Source organism: Chamaesiphon sp. VAR_48_metabat_403, from assembly GCF_031422475.1.
Classification (GTDB): Bacteria; Cyanobacteriota; Cyanobacteriia; order Cyanobacteriales; family Chamaesiphonaceae; genus Chamaesiphon.
Map to the genome: position 1 here is coordinate 1 of NZ_JANPLS010000271.1, position 19,846 is coordinate 19,846.

General features: G+C 44.0%; 19 protein-coding genes. 14 read left to right on the plus strand and 5 right to left on the minus strand.

Translation table 11 applies throughout. The features are described 5' to 3' along the window. The 13 genes from RMO79_RS12475 to hisH form a co-directional block, all read left to right on the plus strand. Positions 1-668 (plus strand): hypothetical protein (locus RMO79_RS12475; RefSeq protein ID WP_310483488.1); only part of this gene is annotated, 668 nt, incomplete at its 5' end. Between the two features lie 127 nt (positions 669-795). Next, complete coding sequence (locus tag RMO79_RS12480; protein WP_310483489.1) at positions 796-1,962, plus strand: DUF1822 family protein; 1,167 nt, start codon at positions 796-798, stop codon at positions 1,960-1,962. 14 nt (positions 1,963-1,976) lie between these two features. Then, positions 1,977-4,022, plus strand: coding sequence for a hypothetical protein (locus RMO79_RS12485; RefSeq protein ID WP_310483490.1), 2,046 nt, complete (start codon positions 1,977-1,979; stop codon positions 4,020-4,022). 3 nt (positions 4,023-4,025) lie between these two features. Further along, the gene (locus RMO79_RS12490; RefSeq protein ID WP_310483491.1) at positions 4,026-4,556 is read left to right on the plus strand and encodes a COP23 domain-containing protein; all 531 of its coding nucleotides are present in this window, start codon (positions 4,026-4,028) and stop codon (positions 4,554-4,556) included. Positions 4,557-4,791: 235 nt separating this feature from the next. Next, positions 4,792-5,880: an AI-2E family transporter gene (locus RMO79_RS12495; RefSeq protein ID WP_310483492.1), complete on the plus strand. Its 1,089-nt coding sequence runs from the start codon at positions 4,792-4,794 to the stop codon at positions 5,878-5,880. A 96-nt stretch (positions 5,881-5,976) separates the two neighbouring features. Then, a complete protein-coding gene (gene psbP / locus RMO79_RS12500; RefSeq protein WP_310483493.1) occupies positions 5,977-6,522 on the plus strand; it encodes a photosystem II reaction center PsbP in 546 nt (181 codons plus the stop codon). Positions 6,523-6,556: 34 nt separating this feature from the next. Next, on the plus strand, positions 6,557-7,144 hold the full coding sequence (locus tag RMO79_RS12505; RefSeq protein ID WP_310483494.1) for a nucleoside triphosphate pyrophosphatase: 588 nt from the start codon (positions 6,557-6,559) through the stop codon (positions 7,142-7,144). Between the two features lie 19 nt (positions 7,145-7,163). Further along, positions 7,164-7,943: a hypothetical protein gene (locus tag RMO79_RS12510; RefSeq protein ID WP_310483495.1), complete on the plus strand. Its 780-nt coding sequence runs from the start codon at positions 7,164-7,166 to the stop codon at positions 7,941-7,943. Between the two features lie 23 nt (positions 7,944-7,966). Further along, positions 7,967-8,884, plus strand: coding sequence for a prolipoprotein diacylglyceryl transferase (gene lgt, locus RMO79_RS12515; RefSeq protein WP_310483496.1), 918 nt, complete (start codon positions 7,967-7,969; stop codon positions 8,882-8,884). Between the two features lie 61 nt (positions 8,885-8,945). Next, complete coding sequence (locus RMO79_RS12520; RefSeq protein ID WP_310483497.1) at positions 8,946-9,284, plus strand: rhodanese-like domain-containing protein; 339 nt, start codon at positions 8,946-8,948, stop codon at positions 9,282-9,284. Positions 9,285-9,494: 210 nt separating this feature from the next. Continuing rightward, positions 9,495-10,607 carry a heat-inducible transcriptional repressor HrcA gene (hrcA, locus tag RMO79_RS12525; RefSeq protein WP_310483498.1) on the plus strand — a complete coding sequence of 371 codons (1,113 nt, stop codon included), beginning with the start codon at positions 9,495-9,497 and terminating at the stop codon, positions 10,605-10,607. A gap of 82 nt (positions 10,608-10,689) precedes the next feature. Then, positions 10,690-11,442, plus strand: coding sequence for a DUF2834 domain-containing protein (locus tag RMO79_RS12530; protein ID WP_310483499.1), 753 nt, complete (start codon positions 10,690-10,692; stop codon positions 11,440-11,442). 22 nt (positions 11,443-11,464) lie between these two features. Continuing rightward, positions 11,465-12,088 (plus strand): imidazole glycerol phosphate synthase subunit HisH, encoded by a 624-nt coding sequence (gene hisH, locus RMO79_RS12535; RefSeq protein ID WP_310483500.1) that lies wholly within the window; start codon positions 11,465-11,467, stop codon positions 12,086-12,088. Positions 12,089-12,327: 239 nt separating this feature from the next. Here the strand turns inward: hisH and RMO79_RS12540 are convergent, their stop codons facing one another. Continuing rightward, a complete protein-coding gene (locus tag RMO79_RS12540) occupies positions 12,328-13,722 on the minus strand; it encodes a glycosyltransferase family 4 protein (protein ID WP_310483501.1) in 1,395 nt (464 codons plus the stop codon). Between the two features lie 377 nt (positions 13,723-14,099). Here RMO79_RS12540 and RMO79_RS12545 point away from each other — a divergent pair, with 377 nt between their 5' ends. Beyond that, positions 14,100-14,684, plus strand: coding sequence for a WcaF family extracellular polysaccharide biosynthesis acetyltransferase (locus RMO79_RS12545; RefSeq protein WP_310483502.1), 585 nt, complete (start codon positions 14,100-14,102; stop codon positions 14,682-14,684). A gap of 2 nt (positions 14,685-14,686) precedes the next feature. On the opposite strand, the gene RMO79_RS12550 is transcribed toward RMO79_RS12545, so the two are convergent. The 4 genes from RMO79_RS12550 to RMO79_RS12565 all read right to left on the minus strand — a co-directional run bounded on the left by RMO79_RS12550 (position 14,687) and on the right by RMO79_RS12565 (position 19,716). Further along, positions 14,687-15,454 carry a glycosyltransferase family 2 protein gene (locus RMO79_RS12550; RefSeq protein WP_310483503.1) on the minus strand — a complete coding sequence of 256 codons (768 nt, stop codon included), beginning with the start codon at positions 15,452-15,454 and terminating at the stop codon, positions 14,687-14,689. Positions 15,455-15,469: 15 nt separating this feature from the next. Continuing rightward, positions 15,470-16,684 carry a glycosyltransferase gene (locus tag RMO79_RS12555; RefSeq protein ID WP_310483504.1) on the minus strand — a complete coding sequence of 405 codons (1,215 nt, stop codon included), beginning with the start codon at positions 16,682-16,684 and terminating at the stop codon, positions 15,470-15,472. Beyond that, the gene (locus RMO79_RS12560; RefSeq protein ID WP_310483505.1) at positions 16,681-18,060 is read right to left on the minus strand and encodes an O-antigen ligase family protein; all 1,380 of its coding nucleotides are present in this window, start codon (positions 18,058-18,060) and stop codon (positions 16,681-16,683) included. The genes RMO79_RS12555 and RMO79_RS12560 overlap by 4 nt, the downstream gene beginning before the upstream one ends. 114 nt (positions 18,061-18,174) lie before the next feature. Beyond that, the gene (locus tag RMO79_RS12565; protein WP_310483506.1) at positions 18,175-19,716 is read right to left on the minus strand and encodes a hypothetical protein; all 1,542 of its coding nucleotides are present in this window, start codon (positions 19,714-19,716) and stop codon (positions 18,175-18,177) included. Positions 19,717-19,846: the final 130 nt, after the last annotated feature.

Below are 19,846 nucleotides of genomic sequence, written 5' to 3' on the forward strand. Positions count from 1 at the left end.
GATTTGATACGAGCAATCCTCAAGCCGCTGACTATGCGGAAATCCTCGCTCTCTATCGTCAACGGCAAGTTTTGGCGTTGGATGATGTCGAGATTATTAGTTATCTGGATGAGTTGGGGAAGGCGGTTCGCAATTATGATAGGTTACGAGTAACTTCGTTCGATCTACCTTTGGGCATAGCTGATGATACGATCCTAGATCGGCTGACTGGCACTCAGGAGCCTCTAGAGCGGGCGATCGTCGCTGAATACGAGCGTGAGATCGATCGAGTCAAACAGATCGTTGTGGGGCTATTACAGGCACTACCGATCGATCGAGATCGAATCCTATTATTGTTATATGGATTGGCTCTCACTCAGACAGAAGCAGGAAAGGAACTTCAATCTCATCAAACTACTGTCAAGCGAAATAATGACAAAACTCTAGCTATTTTAGCTCAGGATATTTATCGCCACAGTAGGGATAAAGTATCACCTTTGTCTTCGGAGCAACTCCAGCAAATTGTTACTCACTCTATTTCTCTTTGTCAGGAATATTACCCAGATTTGTTGCGGGTGCTGATGGATACGGATTTGAATGTTTTTGTCGATCGAGTTCAGTCTCGTTGGGAAATGCAATTTCAGAGCGATGGTGCGGCAATCGAAGGATTGAAAATTATGATTCGGTAGCTAAAACTGTGCATTAAGGCGAAAGCGTAACATAAGCCTATCTCTGTGCCCTCTGCGTCTCTGCGGTAAAAAAATCTTCATCGATCGAATAACTGCAAACAAAACAAGTTAATCTTATATTCCTATTATGATATCTACTAACACCCTGGAATCTCAAACAATTTGGCTATCATTAGCTGACAGAGAATTATTACCCACTCATTCGCAGACACATTCTAATGTTACCGCCCAAGAAAATGCCCTAATCAATCAGCTTTGTCTTGAAAAAACCCAAGCATGGCTGACAGAGATTGGAATTGAGAGTACGCCAACATTTTTACCCGCACAAATGGCTTCGATGTGGGATGTGGTAAATGGTTGTGCTTTGACAATTGGCAATCGACGATTGATATTAGTACCAAGCGACAGACTCGATCGAGAAGAATTGCGAGTGCCTCAAGAATGGGTGGATATCCCAAACTGGATGGGTGATTATTATTTAGGTATCCAGATCGATTTGGAAGAGCGATTGATGAATATTTGGGGTTATACTTCTCACCGCACTTTGCGAGAAACTGGGACGTATAATTCACTCGATCGAACTTATAGTATTAGTACCGATCTGACGATTTCTAATCTTGATGTTTTGTGGATGGCACAAATTCTCGATTTGCAAGAAATGACGATCGTCCCAACTCTAGATAGTCTCAATTTAGATTTGTCTATGAATGCGATCGACAGGCTTAGTTATGTTTCTGCCTATTCACCGCGTCTCGATCTAGACTTTACTACTTGGGCAGCAATTTTGAGTAGCAATAATCTCCGCGAGCAACTTTATCAAAGACGGTTGCAAATTGCTAATTTAGATCTAAACCAGATGCAACCAATGAAGCTTGGTGATTGGCTCGATCGCGAATTTAGTCAGGCGATAGGTAGAGGATGGGATCTATTTCAGCATATAATGGGGAGCGAATTAGCTCTTGTACGAAGTATGTCAATCGAACGTGCAAAATTAATCAATCTCCAATATCAACTGCATCAAACTAATGTCATCATGCTGATTGGGATTAATCCCCAAGTCACGGATGAGATGGTTATTTCAGTTCAAATTCACGCTGCACCAAATACACCAACTTTGCCACCCCAACTCAAGCTTAGTTACATTACCGATGAGGGTGAAGAACTTCAAGCGATAATTTCTCGCAGTGATGATTTTCAAATTCAGCTTCCGACTTTTACTTGCGATGTGGGTACGACTTTTAATATTCAGTTGCAATTAGATGGCGCAAGTCACATCGAGAAGTTTATCGCCTAAGAAATACCACGATTATGAAAGAAATTATATTGCGGTTGGGTAGTGGTAGTTTGGATGTGGGATTTCCATCGGTGAATGTGGAATTGCGGAATGGGAAATATACCTGGGAAGCTGCTACGAGCCTGCTCGCAGCTCCAAATCTAAAAAATGTCTATGGAGAATGGCAGTTTCTATATCAGGCTTCTTTGCGGCGAGGAGGGCAGCGCGGGGTGAAATTTGCGGCGGCGACTCCTACCCACTTTTCAATTCAAGACATTTATCAAATTACGCATAAATTGACGACGGCTCTGAATGATTGGTTGAATCAAGGTGATTTTTATACCAAGATTCAAGCTCAATTACGCACGGATCTAAATGCTGACGATCGGATCTCGATCGCGATTATTACCGACGATCTATTATTATGGCAATTACCCTGGCATCGATGGGATTTTTTCACTGCTTACGATCGATGTGTAGAGTTTTTTAGCAAGCCACAATTCAAAACCAATTCCCATCGAAAGATTCAGCCAAATGGCAGGGTAGATATTTTAGCTATTTGGGGAAATGCCCCAGAATTAGATTTAGCCAAGGATTTGGCAGCTCTCAAACAGCCTCGCGCTCATGTACGATCTTGTCAACCTAGATCGGCATTAGAAATTTCCAATCGGCTCGCTCAACAGGAGATAGACATTCTATTTTTTGGCGGGCATGGTGAAACTATCGAGCTAGACTTAGATGGTAGTAGTCAAACTTTGGGCACTATTTATCTAGATCGAAATACACCGATCTCGATCGATAAGATTAAAACAGACTTAAAGCAGGCTGTCGATCGAGGTTTGCAGATTGCCATCTTCAATTGCTGTAGTGGTTTAGGTTTGGCTCAGGAATTAACAGATCTAAATATTCCCTATCTAATTGTGATGCGATCGCAGATACCCGATCTATTAGCCCAACAATTTTGTCGAGACTTACTCGAATCCTATAGCAAGGGAAATCTATTTACCACAGCATTTCAGTATGCTAGAGCAAGGTTGAAGCCTGGAAGCGATCGCAGTGATGAATTTGAAAGCTGGCTGCCAATGCTATTCCACAATCCTAATAGCGATCGAGTTGTTTGGCAATATTTATCTCGATCTTGGTGGGATTTACCCACCCCTCAACCGCTCGCAAAAGTAAGAGATTGGCTCGCACAACCCCAACATCTACCTCTAGCTTGGCTGGGTATTTCATTATTATCAACAGGCATCACTCTAGGCTTAAAACCTATCGAACCCATCCAAACTTTAGAAAAGTTAATACTAGACAAATTTCAGATCGCCCAAGTTGCGATGATGCCAAATCAGTCTCGTGTCGTAGTCATCGATATTAGCAATCGAGACGATCGAGATGATGGGCGAGTAATTCCCAATGGTGAATATATATCTAGCGAAACGCTTTTGCAAGATTTAGCCAAAGTTCCATTTTCAGCTCTTGGGGTAGATCTCAAAATCGAAAATCAACATAGTAGCTTTCTGGATCGACCAAATGTCAGCTTCAACTGTGTCAATCTACCCCCAACGATGAATTATACACCTCAAACAGGTAAAGATTGTATCGCTCTTGCTTGGAATGTTACCAAAAAGGATCGCCGAATAAATCCACCTAGATCCTTTATTTTAAATCCTCATTTAGCAAAATCGATCGAACGGATTAATCTCAGTCAACTTACAACGATTAAACCCGATCTATTGAAAGATAAAATTCTCCTAGTCGGAGCGGGAAAAGATCGATCTTCACCCATCATGACACATGCGATCGCCACAGAACAAATCTTGCGCCAAACATTACTATCCCCAATCGACGATCTGACTGGAACAATTTATATCTTACTCTGGTCTAGTTTGAGTGGATCGTCTATTTTCCTTCGCGGAGCGAATCGTCGTCGATTAGTACCTATTGCTGTTGGTACGACAATCCTCAGTACTGGCATTGGCTGGCTATTATTTAGTTATAGTTATTTAGTGCCATTAGTGTTGGTTTTTATAGCGATCGCGATTGGTAATACTTTATCATACTGGATTAAACCGACCAATCTCTAATATATGCGTTTGTCGATCGCCAATGTATCTCGAATAGTTGTCATCGCTAGTTTATCGCCTGTCGCAGGTTTAGTAGTTATCCCCCAGGCTCCAGTTCGAGCTAGCTCTGGTGTGGTGTTCGATTGTTCTAGAAACCCCAAAACCAAAATATATTCTACCGTTGTCAAATACCCTAGTGGCAAAACTAGCGAACTAATTCATTGGACACCAGAGCATATCAAAAATCCTAAAACTACCTGTAGACAAGTTTCTGACAAATTCCAACAGGCTTGGGAAAATGGTAAATTAAAATATCTCAAAACTGGACGCTCTCCCAAAACAGGTAGGTTTATAATTTGTGGTTTAGCAGATAGTAATACCCCTTGCGACGATCGAACCAAAATTTTCGATCTATTACCATCAAGCAAGGATCCCAAAGTTGCAGTTCGATCTCTATTACAAACCATTAATAAAGACACCAATAGTCCACTCTATCAAAGCTCTGATGATGAACTAGTTGTCGATCTTCGCGAGTGGGTAGGGAACAGGGGATAGGGGTTAGGGGACTGGGGGACGGGGGGACGGGGGGACTGGGGGACTGGGAGACTGGGAGACTTTCAATAAAAAAATCTAAAATCATCCTTACTTCTTACTTCTTACTTCTTACTTCTTACTTCTTACTCCTTACTCCTTACTCCTTACTCCCACCTCCCATCTCCCACCTCCCATCTAGTCTTAGATGTCGATAGTCGCTTAAACTAGTGAATGAGCTATCGCCGATCGATCCCTAATGCGCCGTTTTCCAACCAATCTTCAAAATTTAGCAATTATCGGTTTAGGATTCCCAGTTATTGGACTCAATGTGTGGGTGCTATCGCAGTTTTTTAGATATTTCGAGCACCTGATTACGGTATTGACAATTGCCGCACTGATCGCATTTTTACTCAATTACCCAGTTAGAATTCTCGAACGCATTTCCTTTCGGAGATTACCCGCGATCGTGGTAGTTTTGTTAACGACGATCGCCCTATTAACTATTTTAGGTGTGACGGTAGTTCCCAATGCACTCGAACAAACTACCGAATTAGTCAAGCAGGTACCAGAGTGGATTCGGGCGAGTAATGAAAATATTAATGCGTGGGAGGAATGGGGTAAAGGGAAGGGATTATTACTCGATTTTAATGTCTTGCGGAGTCAGATTAATGCCAAAATCGATACTCAATTACAAATTATTGGTGCAGAAGTAGTCGGCTTGGCAGTCGGTACGCTCTCAGGGGCGGTCGATACTTTAGCGACGATCGTGTTATCGATCTATATGCTGTTGTATGGCGATAAGTTATGGTTCGGTATCGTTTCACTTTTACCCGATCGCATTAAGCTACCACTGAGTGAGTCATTACGGCTAAATTTCCAAAACTTTTTTATCAGTCAGTTGCTTTTAGGCACGTTTATGGCATCGGTTCTGACACCGACTTTCTTTTTCCTGCAAGTACCATTTGGGTTGTCTTTTGCAATCTTTATCGGGGCTGCCGAATTAATTCCGTTTATTGGGGCGAGTCTGGGCATCGGATTGGTAACGATTTTGATTATGCTGAAAAACTTTGGATTGGGAGTTTCGGTGTTAATTGCCTCAATCGTCATCCAACAAATTAAAGATAACTTATTAGCTCCCAAACTGATGGGTGAATTTATCGGCTTAAATCCGATCGCGATTTTAGTCTGTTTGCTGGCTGGCGGACAAATTGCTGGATTACTGGGCATCATTGTCTCCGTGCCGATCGCGGGTACGATTAAAGGCACGATCGATAAAATGCGCCAACAGCAGCTTAATTCCTTCCCCCAGCCGGAATATGCAGGCGAATCGATCGATAGCGAGTAAGATTAGTCAGTAGCGATCGGGTGGGAATCGTCAGCGTTACTCGCAAGTAAGTCTATAATTATTACCGATAAGGATTGCGATTAAATTAAGAATTTTATGTGGAAACAAGCTACCGTGTCATTAATGCTGGCACTGGCGATCGTCTTACAAATTAATGTCGCACCCGTCAAAGCTGCGGGATTGCAAGGTTATGTCGATACTAGCGATGGCTACAAGTTTCTCTATCCCAATGGTTGGGTAGCCGTCAAAACTACCAAGGGCGCGGATATTATTTTTCACGACTTGATCGAATCGAGTGAAAATGTCAGCGTCGTCATTAGTCAAGTCGATAAAGATAAAAAACTTAGCGATTTAGGTACTGCTTCCGATGTCGGTGACAAACTGGGCAAAAATGCGATCGCACCGCCAGGATCGGGACGGGAAGCTGAATTGATTAGTGCCGAAAGTCATGAAGCGAAGGGGAAAACTTATTACATCCTCGAATATGATGTTAAATTACCCACCAGCCATCGCCACAATATTGCCAGTGTGGTTGTCAGTCGCGGGAAATTATTTACATTTAATGCCTCGACTACCGATCGACGGTGGGCGAAAATGAAAAAGGTCTTCGGTGAAGTGATTAATTCCTTCAGCGTGGCATAGATCTACATCGCCACCAGCCACCAGCCATCCAACTATGACTATTAATTTTGTCTTGGCTTCTGCCTCCCCCGCACGACGACGACTGCTTCAAAGCATCGGGATTAATCCGCTTGTCTGCGTGAGTGACTTTGATGAATCTCAGATCCAAATAACAGATCCGGTGGCTTTGGTGGAAACATTAGCACGGTGCAAAGCCGAAGTTGTTTTAGATCGAGTTAGCGATTCGCTAGTATTAGGTTGCGATTCGGTATTTGTTGTCGGCAAGGAAATTTTTGGCAAGCCGCCAAACCCTGCCGTTGCATTTGCACGCTGGCAAAAAATGCATAGCAATCAGGGTACACTATACACCGGACACGTATTAATCGACCAAATCCAGCAGCGAACTGTCGTCCGGTGTGGCATTACTCAAGTCTACTTCGGTCGAGTCACTGACGCTCAGATTCAGGCATATATCGCCACAGGCGAACCGTTAGTCTGTGCGGGGGGTTTTGCCTTAGAAGGCAAAGGGAGTGCCTTTATTGACAAAATAGAGGGGTGTCATAGCAATGTTATCGGTCTGAGCTTACCGTTATTGCGATCGATGCTGGCAGAACTGAGCTACGATCTGAGTAATTACTGGTGAATCCTGTTACACAAACACTATGATTTCCAGCCAAGAATTTCACCAAAAACTGCAAGCCGGAAAAATTCACGAAGCTTTGACTCTAGTCGTGCAATCGGCAATTGAATTAGATATCACTACCCGCATCACTGAAGATCTGGAGCAGATTCAGTCTGAGGGTTGTGAATATCTGCGTACCAAAATCGATCTGCTGACGGGAAGTGTCGAAAATGAAGTGAGTAAAAATTTGCTTGCAGATAGCCCCAATTATCTCAAACTGCAACAATTACATCTCGATCGCATTAATAACACCCATCAGATCGTTCGAGATTATTTACATCAAATTCGGGCAATTTTGACTGTCTTACCACCAAGTGCGCTCGAAAGTATATCGATGCATTCAAACACAGATCGCGCTCCGGTGGAATTGCCAATAAAGACAGGGGGATCTCCGTCCCCACTTCTAGAAATCGAGCCGGATGAAGATCTCGATCTGTCTGTAGATCGCGATGGTGAAGTATGGGAAGAATGGGTGGAAGATGAAGAATTTATGCCTGGAGTGGGTATCCCTCAACCGCCATCAGCTCCGCCGATCTTAACTTTACCCGATCGCGCGGAACACCCGCCCCTACCCAGACAATTTTACCCGATCGAAGTCAAACCGATCGCCTCTCGATCTACACCAACACCCGTCGATGCACCATCCGCCTGGGACAAATTCGCCCCTGAATATATCGGTACCGATCCGCAGCCGCGACGGATTATCGATAATGAAGCCGAGCGTCATATCGATGAGTTATTAACAAATTCAGATCTTTAGTATCCTCTATCCCCCAATCGCATATGTTAGCTGAATTGATGAATTTGCCGACTTTGGGGATCGAAAATTTATTTTCCACCCTTCAAGATCTTACTCCGGCTCACTCGATTACTAATAGCTTTAACTCAGTAAGATCGATATTAGCGTGGACATTTGTATCGCCAGGAGCAGAGATTTTTCAGATTGGTAGTTTGCGATTAAAATGGTATGGATTATTAATTGCCACAGCAGTTTTAATCGGTGTCAATTTATCGATGCGCTTGGCAAGATCGCGACAGGTAGATCCCGAATCGATCGCCGATCTCTCGATTTGGTTGGTATTGGGTGCAATTCCTTGCGCGCGTCTGTATTATGTTGCCTTTGAATGGCAGACTTACGCTCGACATCCAGACCAAATTATCAAAATCTGGGAAGGTGGAATCGCGATTTATGGGGCGATTATTGGTGGATCGATCGCTGCAATTATCTTTGCCAAGCTCAAGCAGATTTCATTTTGGCAATTAGCAGATATCGTAGCACCTTCTTTGGCTCTAGGGCAAGCGATCGGTCGCTGGGGCAATTTCTTTAATTCCGAAGCTTATGGCTCCCGGACGGATTTACCATGGAAGTTATATATCCCCACCGAACGCGATTATTTTCATCCGACGTTCTTATATGAATCTTTGTGGAATTTAATAGTATTTGGGATCTTAATGTGGTTTTTTATCGACAATAATCGCCACCATCGTTTGAAAACAGGTTCGCTATTTTTAGTGTATTTAATTGCTTATGGCATCGGACGATTTGGGATTGAAGGTTTGCGAACGGATAGTTTGATGCTTGGTTCGCTCAGAATTTCGCAAGTTGTCAGTTTAGTCGGCATCGCGATCGGCACGCTCGGTTTATTATGGTTGTATATCAGACAGCGTAATTTACCAGATGTTCTAGATAGTAGTCAGTAAATCTGTAATCCCCGATCGAATATTTAACGGTAAACTAGCCTTATTCATCAGCCATAAATCGATGACTTTTACTGAAATCACTGTAACCGAACTCGCTACCAAACTTGCGGATACCGACGAGCAGTATCAGTTTGTTGATGTGCGAGAGCCAGAAGAATTAGAGGTAGTATCGCTACCGGGGTTTATCAACCTACCATTGAGAGCATACGCCGATTGGTCGCCAGATATTTACACCCGTTTAGATAAAGATACCGCAACCTTCGTTTTGTGCCATCATGGGATGCGATCGGCGCAAATGTGTCAGTGGCTAGTCGAGCGCGGTTTTACCCAAGTTAGCAATATTATCGGCGGCATCGATGCCTACAGCCATCATGTCGATCCCAATTTGCCTAGATATTAGTCAAACTTCGATCTCAGCGACCGCGATCGGTTACGATAGTATTCCTGATGGGGATCGCTCTGTCTCTTAGATGAGATCGATCGGTTATAATTCATTCAAATTTTACAATGCTCCTGCGGTAAAATTTGCGAGGAACTAACTTTTGGCAAAGTACCTCTCGTTTACTATAGAGCTACCATAATTCGTAATTCCGCACAGCGGTATTAGGCTATGTCATTCGATCTAAATCAGCGTCATCAACAGATTTTGCGAGCAACCATCCGCCAATATATTTCTACCGCCGAACCTGTTGGCTCGAAAACGCTAGTAGACGGATACAATTTAAACATCAGTCCAGCAACGATTCGCAATGGATTTGCGACACTAGAAAAAGCGGGATTTTTGTATCAGCCACATACTTCGGCGGGAAGAATTCCATCTGATTCGGGTTATCGTGTTTATGTCGATCGATTGATTCAGCCATCGTCAACGATCGGTCGTCAAGTAGAAGGGTTATTAGCTGATAAACTCGATGGTGATGGCTGGAGTGTCGAGGCAATTTTGCGAGGTGCGGTAGAAGTATTAGCCAGCCTTAGCGGCTACATTACGATGATTACACTACCCCAATCGCGACGTTCGACAGTCAAGCACATTCAGATCGTGCGATCGGAAGCTAGTAAAATGATGGTCATTGTAGTTTGGGATTCTTATGAAACCCAATCGATCTCGATTCAGCAACCACAAGATTTACCCACACTCGATGAAGAATTGTTCGATCGAGAATTACAGGTATTATCAAATTTCTTAAATAGTAAACTGCGCGGCCGATCGTTATTAGAAGTATTAAAATTAGACTGGAGCGAACTAGATCGCCAATTTCAGCAATATGTAGATTTAGTTAGCAATTTATTTGTAGATTTATCTCGACAAGCCAAACCAATTCATTCATCCCAAATTATGATTTGGGGCATATCGGAAGTGTTAGGTCAACCAGAATTTTCACAATTACAGCAAGTCAAAACATTATTGCATTTGTTGGAATCAGAACAAGATAAAATTTGGGAACTGATATTTAATCCACATCTTAACTCCCCAAATATTAGCGCGACATCTTCATTAGAATCCAGACAATCTAAACTCGAAATTAGGATTGGCACCGAAAATCCGCTCAAGCCAATGCAAGCTTGTACGTTAATTTCTACTAACTATCATCAAGATTCGATCCCGGTTGGTAGTGTCGGCTTATTAGGCCCCAAAAGGATGCTGTACGAAGATGCGATCGCTCTAGTAGAATCAGCCGCTGACTACATCTCAGCCGCTATCAGTCAGGATCGATCTGAGTAAGGAGTAAGAAGTAAGAAGTAAGAAGTAAGACGTATGTGTTTTTCCCCTTTCCCCTAAAACCTAAAACCTAAAGCCTAATTTAATGAATAAACTTATTTTTGGATTGCTGTGGTTGGGATTTGTGGGATATGCATTCTTCCTAGCACCACCAGATAGAGCGAATACATTGCAACTAATTATCGATCTTTCGACAGGTAAATGGCAAGACATAAATCCGGCGATCGTAGCTTTATTTAATCTGATGGGAATTTTACCTGCGATCTATGCTTGTCTAATGTTAATCGATGGTAAAACACAAAAACTCCGTGCTGGATTATTTTGTGCGGCATCTTTTGGCGTTGGTGCATTTGCCATTTTACCTTACCTCGCCTTACGAGTACCCAATTCTAGCTCTCAAAGCGATTCTTGTTCCAAGAGGCTTCTCTTCTCTTCGAGAGGCTACGCCAACGAGAGGCTTCGCCAACGCCAACGACAGCAAGTGGACGGAATCGCGCGTCGTGGTATCATTAAGGTAGTTGATTCGCGGTGGTTGGGGATCGCTTTAACGATCGCTACAATCGTCCTGCTCGGTTACGGGATCGGTCAAGGAGATTGGCTCGATTTTAGCCAACAATGGCAAACTAATCGATTCATTCACGTCATGAGTTTAGATTTTTGCTTATTGTCATTACTCCTACCCGTACTAATTAACGACGATATCGATCGCCGGAATTTTAGCAACCCTCAATTGGTAAAAATAATCTCCTTAATTCCGTTATTTGGTGGCTTATACTACCTGTGCGTTCGTCCCCAGCTTCCCGATCCAAATCCAACTTCCGTGCCGAATATAGTTTAAATCCAGCAACCGCTTCTGTGCCATGCTAAAAATTGCCGTTGTAGACTACGATATGGGCAACTTGCACTCAGTGTGCAAAGGCTTGCAACATGCTGGTGCCGAACCGTTAATTACCCATCTCCCATCAGAATTAGCCAGTGCCGATGCAATTGTGTTACCAGGAGTCGGCTCATTCGATCCCGCCGTCAAGAAAATTCGCGATCGCGATTTAGAGCAACCCCTCAAAGATATTATTGCCAGCGGCAAACCATTTTTAGGCATCTGTCTGGGATTACAGATTTTATTCGATCGATCCGATGAAGGAATACAAGCTGGCTTAGGCATTATTCCTGGCATCGTCCGTAAGTTCCAGCCAGAACCCCATCTAACCATTCCCCAAATGGGTTGGAATCAAATTCAGTTCGTTCAGTCAGTTTGTCCGTTGTGGGAGCAAATAGACACCGCTGCGTGGGTCTACTTCGACCATTCTTACTATGTCGATCCGAGTTCGCCATCAACTACTGCCGCCGCCGTTACTCATGGCACCCAAACTGTCACCGCCGCGATCGCTCAAGATAACGTGATGGCAGTGCAATTTCATCCCGAAAAGTCTTCTACAACTGGTCTGCAAATTCTCGCTAATTTTGTCAAGGTAGCTGGTGGATGAACAAAAAGTAGTAGGGGTAATGTCTTGTCGGTTTTTTTATTCGGAGGTTCCCTCCGAATAAAACCGCCGCTGTCTTGTCTTGACGCACACAAACGGGAGGGAACCTCCCGTTCGATGCGTCGCTGTCTCGCATAATCCGGGAGAAAACCTCCCGGCTGCGTTGGCGAAGCCTCTGCCTTAGCAGATACCGCTTCATGAGTTACCCCTACTACTTTTTGTTCATCGTCGATCGCGATCTGCTATGCGCGTTTCGCGCGCTGCTGACAATCGACCGATTCGATCGACTGAAATAATGTCAGATAATCTCTGGCAATTTTTTCAGAAGTATAATTTTTGCGGCAAAATTCGCGACCCGATCGACCTAATTCGCTCGCCATCCGAGGATTTTGACTCAACCGATGTAGATATGCCGCTAGCTCTTGACTCTCCCCATTCCGCACGGTAGTGCCGCAATTAGCTTCAGCAAACACCCCATTTAGATAAGAATTGGCAGGACAAATACTGACGATCGGACGACCGGATGCTAACGCCGAATAGAGCTTACTCGGAGCGACTAAGCCTTCCATCCCCGCACTGACACTAACGATCGAGACATCGCAAGCTGTCAGTGAATAAGGTAAATTTTCGCGGGATTGATAAGGTAAAAACAAACAATTTGTCAAACCCATCTCCGTCACCGACTGCTGAAATTGCTTGCGCTTTTCACCACTACCGATAAACACGAACCGGATCGGCGTATCTCGTAGGAGGGTCACCGCATCGAAAAGAGTGTCCATGTCGTGACACCGACCCATGTTGCCCGAATATAACACTGTAAACGGTTCGACTAGATCGTGTTCCCGTGCAAACCAATTCTCATGCTTTGGTCTGGGGACGATCTGTTCGGGATCGACCCAGCTCGGAATAATGGTAATTTTGTCCTCGATGCCTGGTTGTTTGGCGACAATCCGCTCTTTCATATTCTCACTGAGGACGATAATTGCCTCAGCATGTTGCCAGGTCAGACAGTTTAAGCGGTTCCAAACCTTGACTAACCAATGATGTTTTTTAATGACATCTAACTCGATCGCGATATCTGGATACAGATCGTACAGCAAACACACATAACGAATATTGCAGATCCGGCTGAGTAGATAGCCAAGTAACGGCAAAAATGGCGGTGCGGTAGTCAGGACGACGATCCCCTGCTGCTTGGAATGACGGAGGAGATGCAGCGCGGTACGGATGAAGAATATTACGCCAGCAACAGCTTTGCCCCGAATCCGTTGGGGCCAAAAGCGAGCTGCTTGAGAACGGCGAATCCTTAAAGACTCATGATTTTCTGTCCGAGGCGAATCATCTCGCTCGAACGCATAAGAGGGTTGACTGGTAAACACCTCTACCCGCCCAAAAGGTCGGAGATGATGAGCTAATTCTTCGATTAGCTGACCTGTAGCCGCATAATCCGGTGGAAAAAACTGATTGATAATTTTGAGGTCGATCGGGGTGTATTTTTTCAGAAGCTCACTATCTTGACGTTCTTCAACAAGAGGATAATCTTTCCAGGGAATCGGACGAGTTTGAATGATATCGATTTTGGTAGAGGAAGGCATATCGCTAACTTGTGGGGAGGAATGCTTAATAAATGCAGCCATTATTTTTCATCAGTCTTGTTGCACGGCAGATCGAACCAAGGTAGTCAATGAATCGGATTATACATCTTTCATCGATCGGTCTAAAACTGTCAGAATTACAGAAGATTTATAAATATAGTACCCCGATTATTTAGATAAACAACTAAAATTCGCGACAACTTTCTGGCTGCTTTTGTGCTGTCAAGATGAAAAATTTGGTGCTAACACCAGGCTTCGAGCGGAAAAGGGGGGTTAAGCTACCGAAAAATCGATATACTTCTTAGATTTTGACATCTTACTATATTATTCCCCCATCAACTCTGTCTACTAACCCCGAATCAAATCTTATCGGGGATAATTAATATCTGCGAACAAATTAGGGTGAGGAAATTACGACTATGCGATTAGATCGATATACTGTGGGTCAATATTCTCCTGGTGCGCCGCTGTGGCAGCAGGTTGCTTGGTATTACTTAGGTTTACCGATTGTTAAGAGCCATTGGATCGTCGGTTCTGGATTCAAATGTACCGTACTCCGTTGGTTTGGCGCACAGATTGGTGAAGGGGTACGCATCAAACCAGGGTTGAAGATTAAATTTCCGTGGCGGTTAGTCGTTGGCGATTTTGTCTGGCTGGGAGAAGATTGTTGGATCGATAATGTCGCAATGGTAACGATCGATACTCAAACCTGCATATCGCAAGGTGTATATCTGTGTACTGGCAATCACGATTGGAGCAGCCCTACTTTCGATCTCAAAGATTTACCCATTCACATTGGCTCAGGTTGCTGGATTGCCGCTAAAGCGACGATCGGACCGGGAGTAACAGTGGGCGATGGTGCCGTGCTATGTTTGGGCAGCGTCACAGGTCGATCGCTCGATCCGATGACAGTTTACGCCGGAAATCCCGCCCAACCGATTAAACAGCGAAAGATCGCTGCGATCCCCGATGCTGTTTTAGCAGCAGATAAAGATGTAAGTTAGCTCTAGCGCAGATACTCGGCTTCGATAATATGAATTGATAGCAACAATTCGGCTAGCATTCTTTGAAAGGCATAGTACCAACCCTGCCAACCATCGAGAATCCCACCTTTAACAATCAAGCAATAGATTAAAATAATAAATGGAGCCAATACTTTGCGCTTGCGAATCCGATCGCCCCAACTCAATTCGCGATCGGGCGTTTCTAACAGTTTTTTAGACTCGATAACCATATACCGATCTTGCGCCCACAACCACCGACTGAGGGGTTTACGATCGTCATGATAAATGACATGTTTGAGAGATCTAACCTCACCATTAATGCTTACACGATGAGCATGACCGTCATTTTCATAAGTACCTTTATCTTTGCGATATAAAACCTTCCGAGCTGGATATAAAGTACCGTGTAGCGGCTTGCCATAAACACAGTATTTAAACGGAACACTATAAGCATTAATATCGATAGAATCTGACAAAGCCGATATTTCATCAATCAGTTCTTGACTGAGAGTATAGTCTGCATCGATAGACAGTACCCACTCAGATTCTATTTGCGATAGTCCAAAATTACATTGATTGGCAAAAGATTCAAACTTATGTTGAACGACTTTTGCTTGAGGATAAGCGGCGATAATATCTAGAGTTCGATCGGTACTAAAACTATCAATAATAATAATTTGCCGCGCCCATGTCAGTTGTTGAAGCGTTCGATCGATATTTTGCTCTTCATTATAAGTTAAAATAAGTGGGGTAATAGATTCGATCTTCATCTGTAATTGTCTAGCTCACACAATATTTTGGCGATCGATAGTCAGACCATCTGGTGCGACGATCGCGATCTCCTGATAAACTCGAATCAGATCTACAGCAATTTTATCCCAATCATAGTTGGCGATCGCAAATTGGCGCGCGCGTTCTCCCATCAATTTCGATCGATAGGGATCGCTTAAATGTCGATCGAGAGCCTGCGCGATGGCATCGATATTTAAATCTGCAACATAACCGAGATTGTTATCGCGTACGACACTAGCCAAACCGACACCAGGGGTTAATAAAACGGGCGTACCAATAATTAAAGCTTCTAAAACAGCAATCCCAAAATTTTCGGAGTGAGAGGTGAGGGCAAATAGATCGGCACCTTGAATTAATAAATCTTTTTGAGTTCCTTCCACAAAACCCACCATCCGAGTGCGGTTTTCGATCCCAGTAGTTTTTAATAAAGCCTGAATTTCGGCTTCATAAGCTGGCGTACCAGTCCCAGCAATTACCAAAGTAAAACGGCGATCTTTGAGCTGACAGAGCGCGGGAATTAGATAATCTAGACCCTTTTTATAATGCAGTCGCGCTAAAAATAGAATAATCGGTTCGTCTGCGGGACAATTCAAACTTTGCCGCAGGAGATTGGCAGCATCGGGGATTGCCACTGGCATCTCGGTTAGAGCCAATGGGAGAATCGAGGTAGGCGATTTTAAATTTAAAGCAGCAACATCATCCCGTTCTTGCTCGCAGGTAACATGGATGGCACGAGCGCGATCGAGATTGGCTCGTTCGATTAACTTGAGATAAGCTTGCTTTTTCTGCGCGCTTTGTTGGAGCGACCATTCACACAACAGACCGTGTGGCGTGGTGATGTACGGCACACCTTTAAGCCGAGCGAGCGACATTGCGACGGTAGAAGTATAGGAAAATAAGGCATGAACGTGAATTAGATCGTACTTGGTAATATTTTGAAATAACCAAGTTGTAAACGATCCTGAAAATGCAAATTCTCGTACTGCTGGCAATTGGGGCGAGAAGCGAGAGAAAAAGTAAGTCGGAACTCGATCGTAGATAATAGACTTACCTAGTGGCACATCGAGCAGATTATCGCCATCATCGTTAGTGGTAGCAATTTCAGCATCGATGCCGCTAGCTACTAAGGCGCGCACCATATCTAAAACCGCTCGACTCGTTCCCCCTCTGGCCGGAGAGACTGAAGGAATTACATGTAAAATTTTCACTGATATATCCCAACATCTTCAACGTATTCTTCTTCAATGCTGGCATGATAAGTACGGAATCGATCGACTTCGAGTAAATAGCCACCCATCATCAAATAAGTCAAGAATGCTAGCAGCGAAAATGTAATATTCCCTAATAAGAACGCTTCAAAACAACTACCAACTAGCAACGATCCTAATCCAGCAATTACCGCACTACTCTGGAAAAAATAATATGAATTTCGATTAGCTAACTGATTTAGTTGCAAGATCATCTTCACAGACTCCCATCCCATCATCACCATCGGAATGAATCCGACTAAACCAAGGGCAGCACCCACAGAAAGCCAAGAGTTTTCACCATAACCCAATCGACCGCCCTGTGCGAGAGGTGCTCCGAATAATATGTTGTTCATAAAAGTCTCTAACAGTCCATTCCAGACAACTTCACGAGTATTGCTGGTAGATGTAAAGCGATCGCTCACATTTGTACCGATCCCGGTTGATGACGCACTTAAATTTTCTGGCTGTAAGAACGGCACTACTATAGCGGCAATTAGAGCCAGAAATAATATTACTTGAAACCAAGCTTTGCCATTATTTCTATAAAAGAATAAAATTGAAACCACACCCATCAGAATCCCTGTTCGCGAACCACTAAGTAACAGAAAATAAATCGTCGCCAGCAGTAGTGCGCTCCAGAAATTTTTAGTAAAAGTCCAGTTTGGGATACCTTGAATCAAAAACATTAAGCACGGAATTGTTGCCGCTAATAGTACGCCTGCGTGTTGAGGATTACCTGTAGTTCCTAGAAAACGACCTTGGGTAAAAGTAATAGCTTGAGGATTAAGGATATATTGATAGGTATTGACAACGACAAAAATTAAGCCTGCTACAGCTATCGATTTAATTGCCAGATGGAAATTTTTGTCATCTGCCAGCCATCTTCCTGGCCCCCGCTGGAGCATGACTAAAATTCCCCCAAATGTCAATGCCGAAATAATGGCAAATTCTTGGTCGCCATAGAGGATCGTCTTGGCGAAAATAGCAGCCTGTACGTAGGCTAAATATTTAATTGCTGGCGGAATTATCCATCGCCGCCAATTGCTTTGGGTTTGGAATGCCAGTAGCAGTAGTAAAATGAGCAAAACAATTGCTAATGGCCTACCAAAAGCCCGAATTTGTTGTAGCGGGAACACTAATTGTGGTGCTTCTCGAATCCATTGATCTTTGTACTTATTAAGTGACGCTGCAAAACAACAGAAACTAAATAATAGCCATCCAGTAGGTCGATCCTTGGTAGCTTTAACGATCGCCAGCAAACCGAAGGCTACAAGAATAATTCCGTAGGGAGTCCCAAGGAATGTAAATAGTTGGTCGATAAAAGTTTTGTTCATACTTTTGATTGTAGGATCGATTTTCGATCTCTAAAGATGCTAAAAGCAATCTGCTGCTGGTTTTTAGATTTTGTGAATTAGTAATTATGAAAATCGATCGAATATTTACCAATTTCAAACTTGAATTTCTTGTCGATCGATCCAGGTTAATTTGATTTGGTTATCGACAATTTTTGCCGTATAAGTACTGCCAGTCGGACGAGCGATTAATTCCACGCGTCCTAGTTGCGGAATGGTGACGGTTGCCGATCGAGACTTTCCAGCCGCAGCCCAAGCCACCATCGACCAGGTTGGTTTTTGACGGTGCTTGCGAACCACGACGCGAACATCGGGATCTGCGCTGGGGAACTCATAAGCAGGCGTATCTTTCGACCAAATATGTTTAATTGGGCCAGGTAGCAAATCTCCTTGGCGGAGGTAATCTTCTAAATAACTGAATAAAGCATGAACGCGACCTAATACAACTATCTGCTGGAGCCAGTTTGGTGGACGATCGGCATCGAATGAAGCTGCAAATCCATCACCTTCGGGCCGATCGAAATACCCCGCAATACAGCCGATCGTCCCAGTCATGTAGTAGCACTTCAAGAAACCCATATAGCGATCGATTTCGCCGAAGACAGGACTCTTATCCGCGCGTACCCATCCACTACAAACCCAGTTATAAGAAAGCAGATCGCCGAATTTAATTTGTTGACCCACAGAGTTGAGCACTTCGGTGAGAATATCCATATTACCAGTCCATCCGCTATTAAACTCCTTAAAATAGGTCGAGCTACTGGGGTAGTCGGTAATATTTCTCATGTATTTATAGTCGTAACACCAATCTCGCCAGCCCCAATAGCGATCGTGATGAGGATTGCTATCAGCCGGATAATAAACATAAGGCCGACGATTCGGTACGGCTTGACGGACGGCTTTAGCGATAAAGGATTCTTGATACGCTTTGCGATCGGAAATATAATCGAACCACTCACGCTTGCCCTTAGCGGCGACGACCTTGGGATCTTGGGCGGCAAATTTTTGAACTCCGCCTAAGACCTGAAGACCATATTCGCCACCATTAAGAACCACTGCAATTGGGGCTTTTTGGCGAATCATCCGCAATGGTTCGGCGCGAAGCCGCGCTGACTCTTTTAATGCCTCAACTGGAGCCTCTGGACTCCAGATTTGGCGACCATCGACTAATTCGCCGAGATCGTTATGCAGCCACAGAGTTTTGGGCGTGGCTGGCAAGTCGCGGCTGAGAATGACTGCCAGCGGATACCGATTTGGTTGAGAAGCAGCTAGAGCCATGACTTTAGCTTCATCGCTTTTAGGATCGGCGAGTGCTTTTTGTACGCCTTCGATCGTGGCATAATTACCCCATTCCAGCGCGTAGCCCCAACGATCTGCGAGTTCGACTCTAGCTTCAAAAGGCAGCGTCCACCCAAATCGACTCAATCGGGGTAGGGTGTGACCGGGTTGGAATTTTGGTGCTGATAACTGCTGGAGATACCGAGCAGGATCGGTTGTGCCAGTCTTTTGGGCGGCAGTTGCCTGTAATATTTCTGTTGGTGACTGGGCAAATCGTTCGCCCGATTGTCCGTCTCGACAACCATAAGCGATCGACCCGATCGCGCCAAAACCTGCCAAAATTACTTCTCTGCGCCGCATACATCTTCACTCCTGGGACGATCGTGCCAAATTTTAAAAGGCAACGATCGATACTTAGACTTTTACTAGATTTAACCTAAATTGCTACTCATAACCTCAGCGGTTAGAAACCGCTGCTGGTGATGCAAAG

Bases quoted from the DNA above. Each gene is read 5' to 3' on its own strand.
- RMO79_RS12480 (WP_310483489.1), top strand. From the start codon at position 796: ATGATATCTACTAACACCCTGGAATCTCAAACAATTTGGCTATCATTA.
- RMO79_RS12485 (WP_310483490.1), top strand. From the start codon at position 1,977: ATGAAAGAAATTATATTGCGGTTGGGTAGTGGTAGTTTGGATGTGGGA.
- RMO79_RS12490 (WP_310483491.1), top strand. From the start codon at position 4,026: ATGCGTTTGTCGATCGCCAATGTATCTCGAATAGTTGTCATCGCTAGT.
- RMO79_RS12495 (WP_310483492.1), top strand. From the start codon at position 4,792: ATGCGCCGTTTTCCAACCAATCTTCAAAATTTAGCAATTATCGGTTTA.
- psbP (WP_310483493.1), top strand. From the start codon at position 5,977: ATGTGGAAACAAGCTACCGTGTCATTAATGCTGGCACTGGCGATCGTC.
- RMO79_RS12505 (WP_310483494.1), top strand. From the start codon at position 6,557: ATGACTATTAATTTTGTCTTGGCTTCTGCCTCCCCCGCACGACGACGA.
- RMO79_RS12510 (WP_310483495.1), top strand. From the start codon at position 7,164: ATGATTTCCAGCCAAGAATTTCACCAAAAACTGCAAGCCGGAAAAATT.
- lgt (WP_310483496.1), top strand. From the start codon at position 7,967: ATGTTAGCTGAATTGATGAATTTGCCGACTTTGGGGATCGAAAATTTA.
- RMO79_RS12520 (WP_310483497.1), top strand. From the start codon at position 8,946: ATGACTTTTACTGAAATCACTGTAACCGAACTCGCTACCAAACTTGCG.
- hrcA (WP_310483498.1), top strand. From the start codon at position 9,495: ATGTCATTCGATCTAAATCAGCGTCATCAACAGATTTTGCGAGCAACC.
- RMO79_RS12530 (WP_310483499.1), top strand. From the start codon at position 10,690: ATGAATAAACTTATTTTTGGATTGCTGTGGTTGGGATTTGTGGGATAT.
- hisH (WP_310483500.1), top strand. From the start codon at position 11,465: ATGCTAAAAATTGCCGTTGTAGACTACGATATGGGCAACTTGCACTCA.
- RMO79_RS12540 (WP_310483501.1), bottom strand. From the start codon at position 13,722: ATGGCTGCATTTATTAAGCATTCCTCCCCACAAGTTAGCGATATGCCT.
- RMO79_RS12545 (WP_310483502.1), top strand. From the start codon at position 14,100: ATGCGATTAGATCGATATACTGTGGGTCAATATTCTCCTGGTGCGCCG.
- RMO79_RS12550 (WP_310483503.1), bottom strand. From the start codon at position 15,454: ATGAAGATCGAATCTATTACCCCACTTATTTTAACTTATAATGAAGAG.
- RMO79_RS12560 (WP_310483505.1), bottom strand. From the start codon at position 18,060: ATGAACAAAACTTTTATCGACCAACTATTTACATTCCTTGGGACTCCC.
- RMO79_RS12565 (WP_310483506.1), bottom strand. From the start codon at position 19,716: ATGCGGCGCAGAGAAGTAATTTTGGCAGGTTTTGGCGCGATCGGGTCG.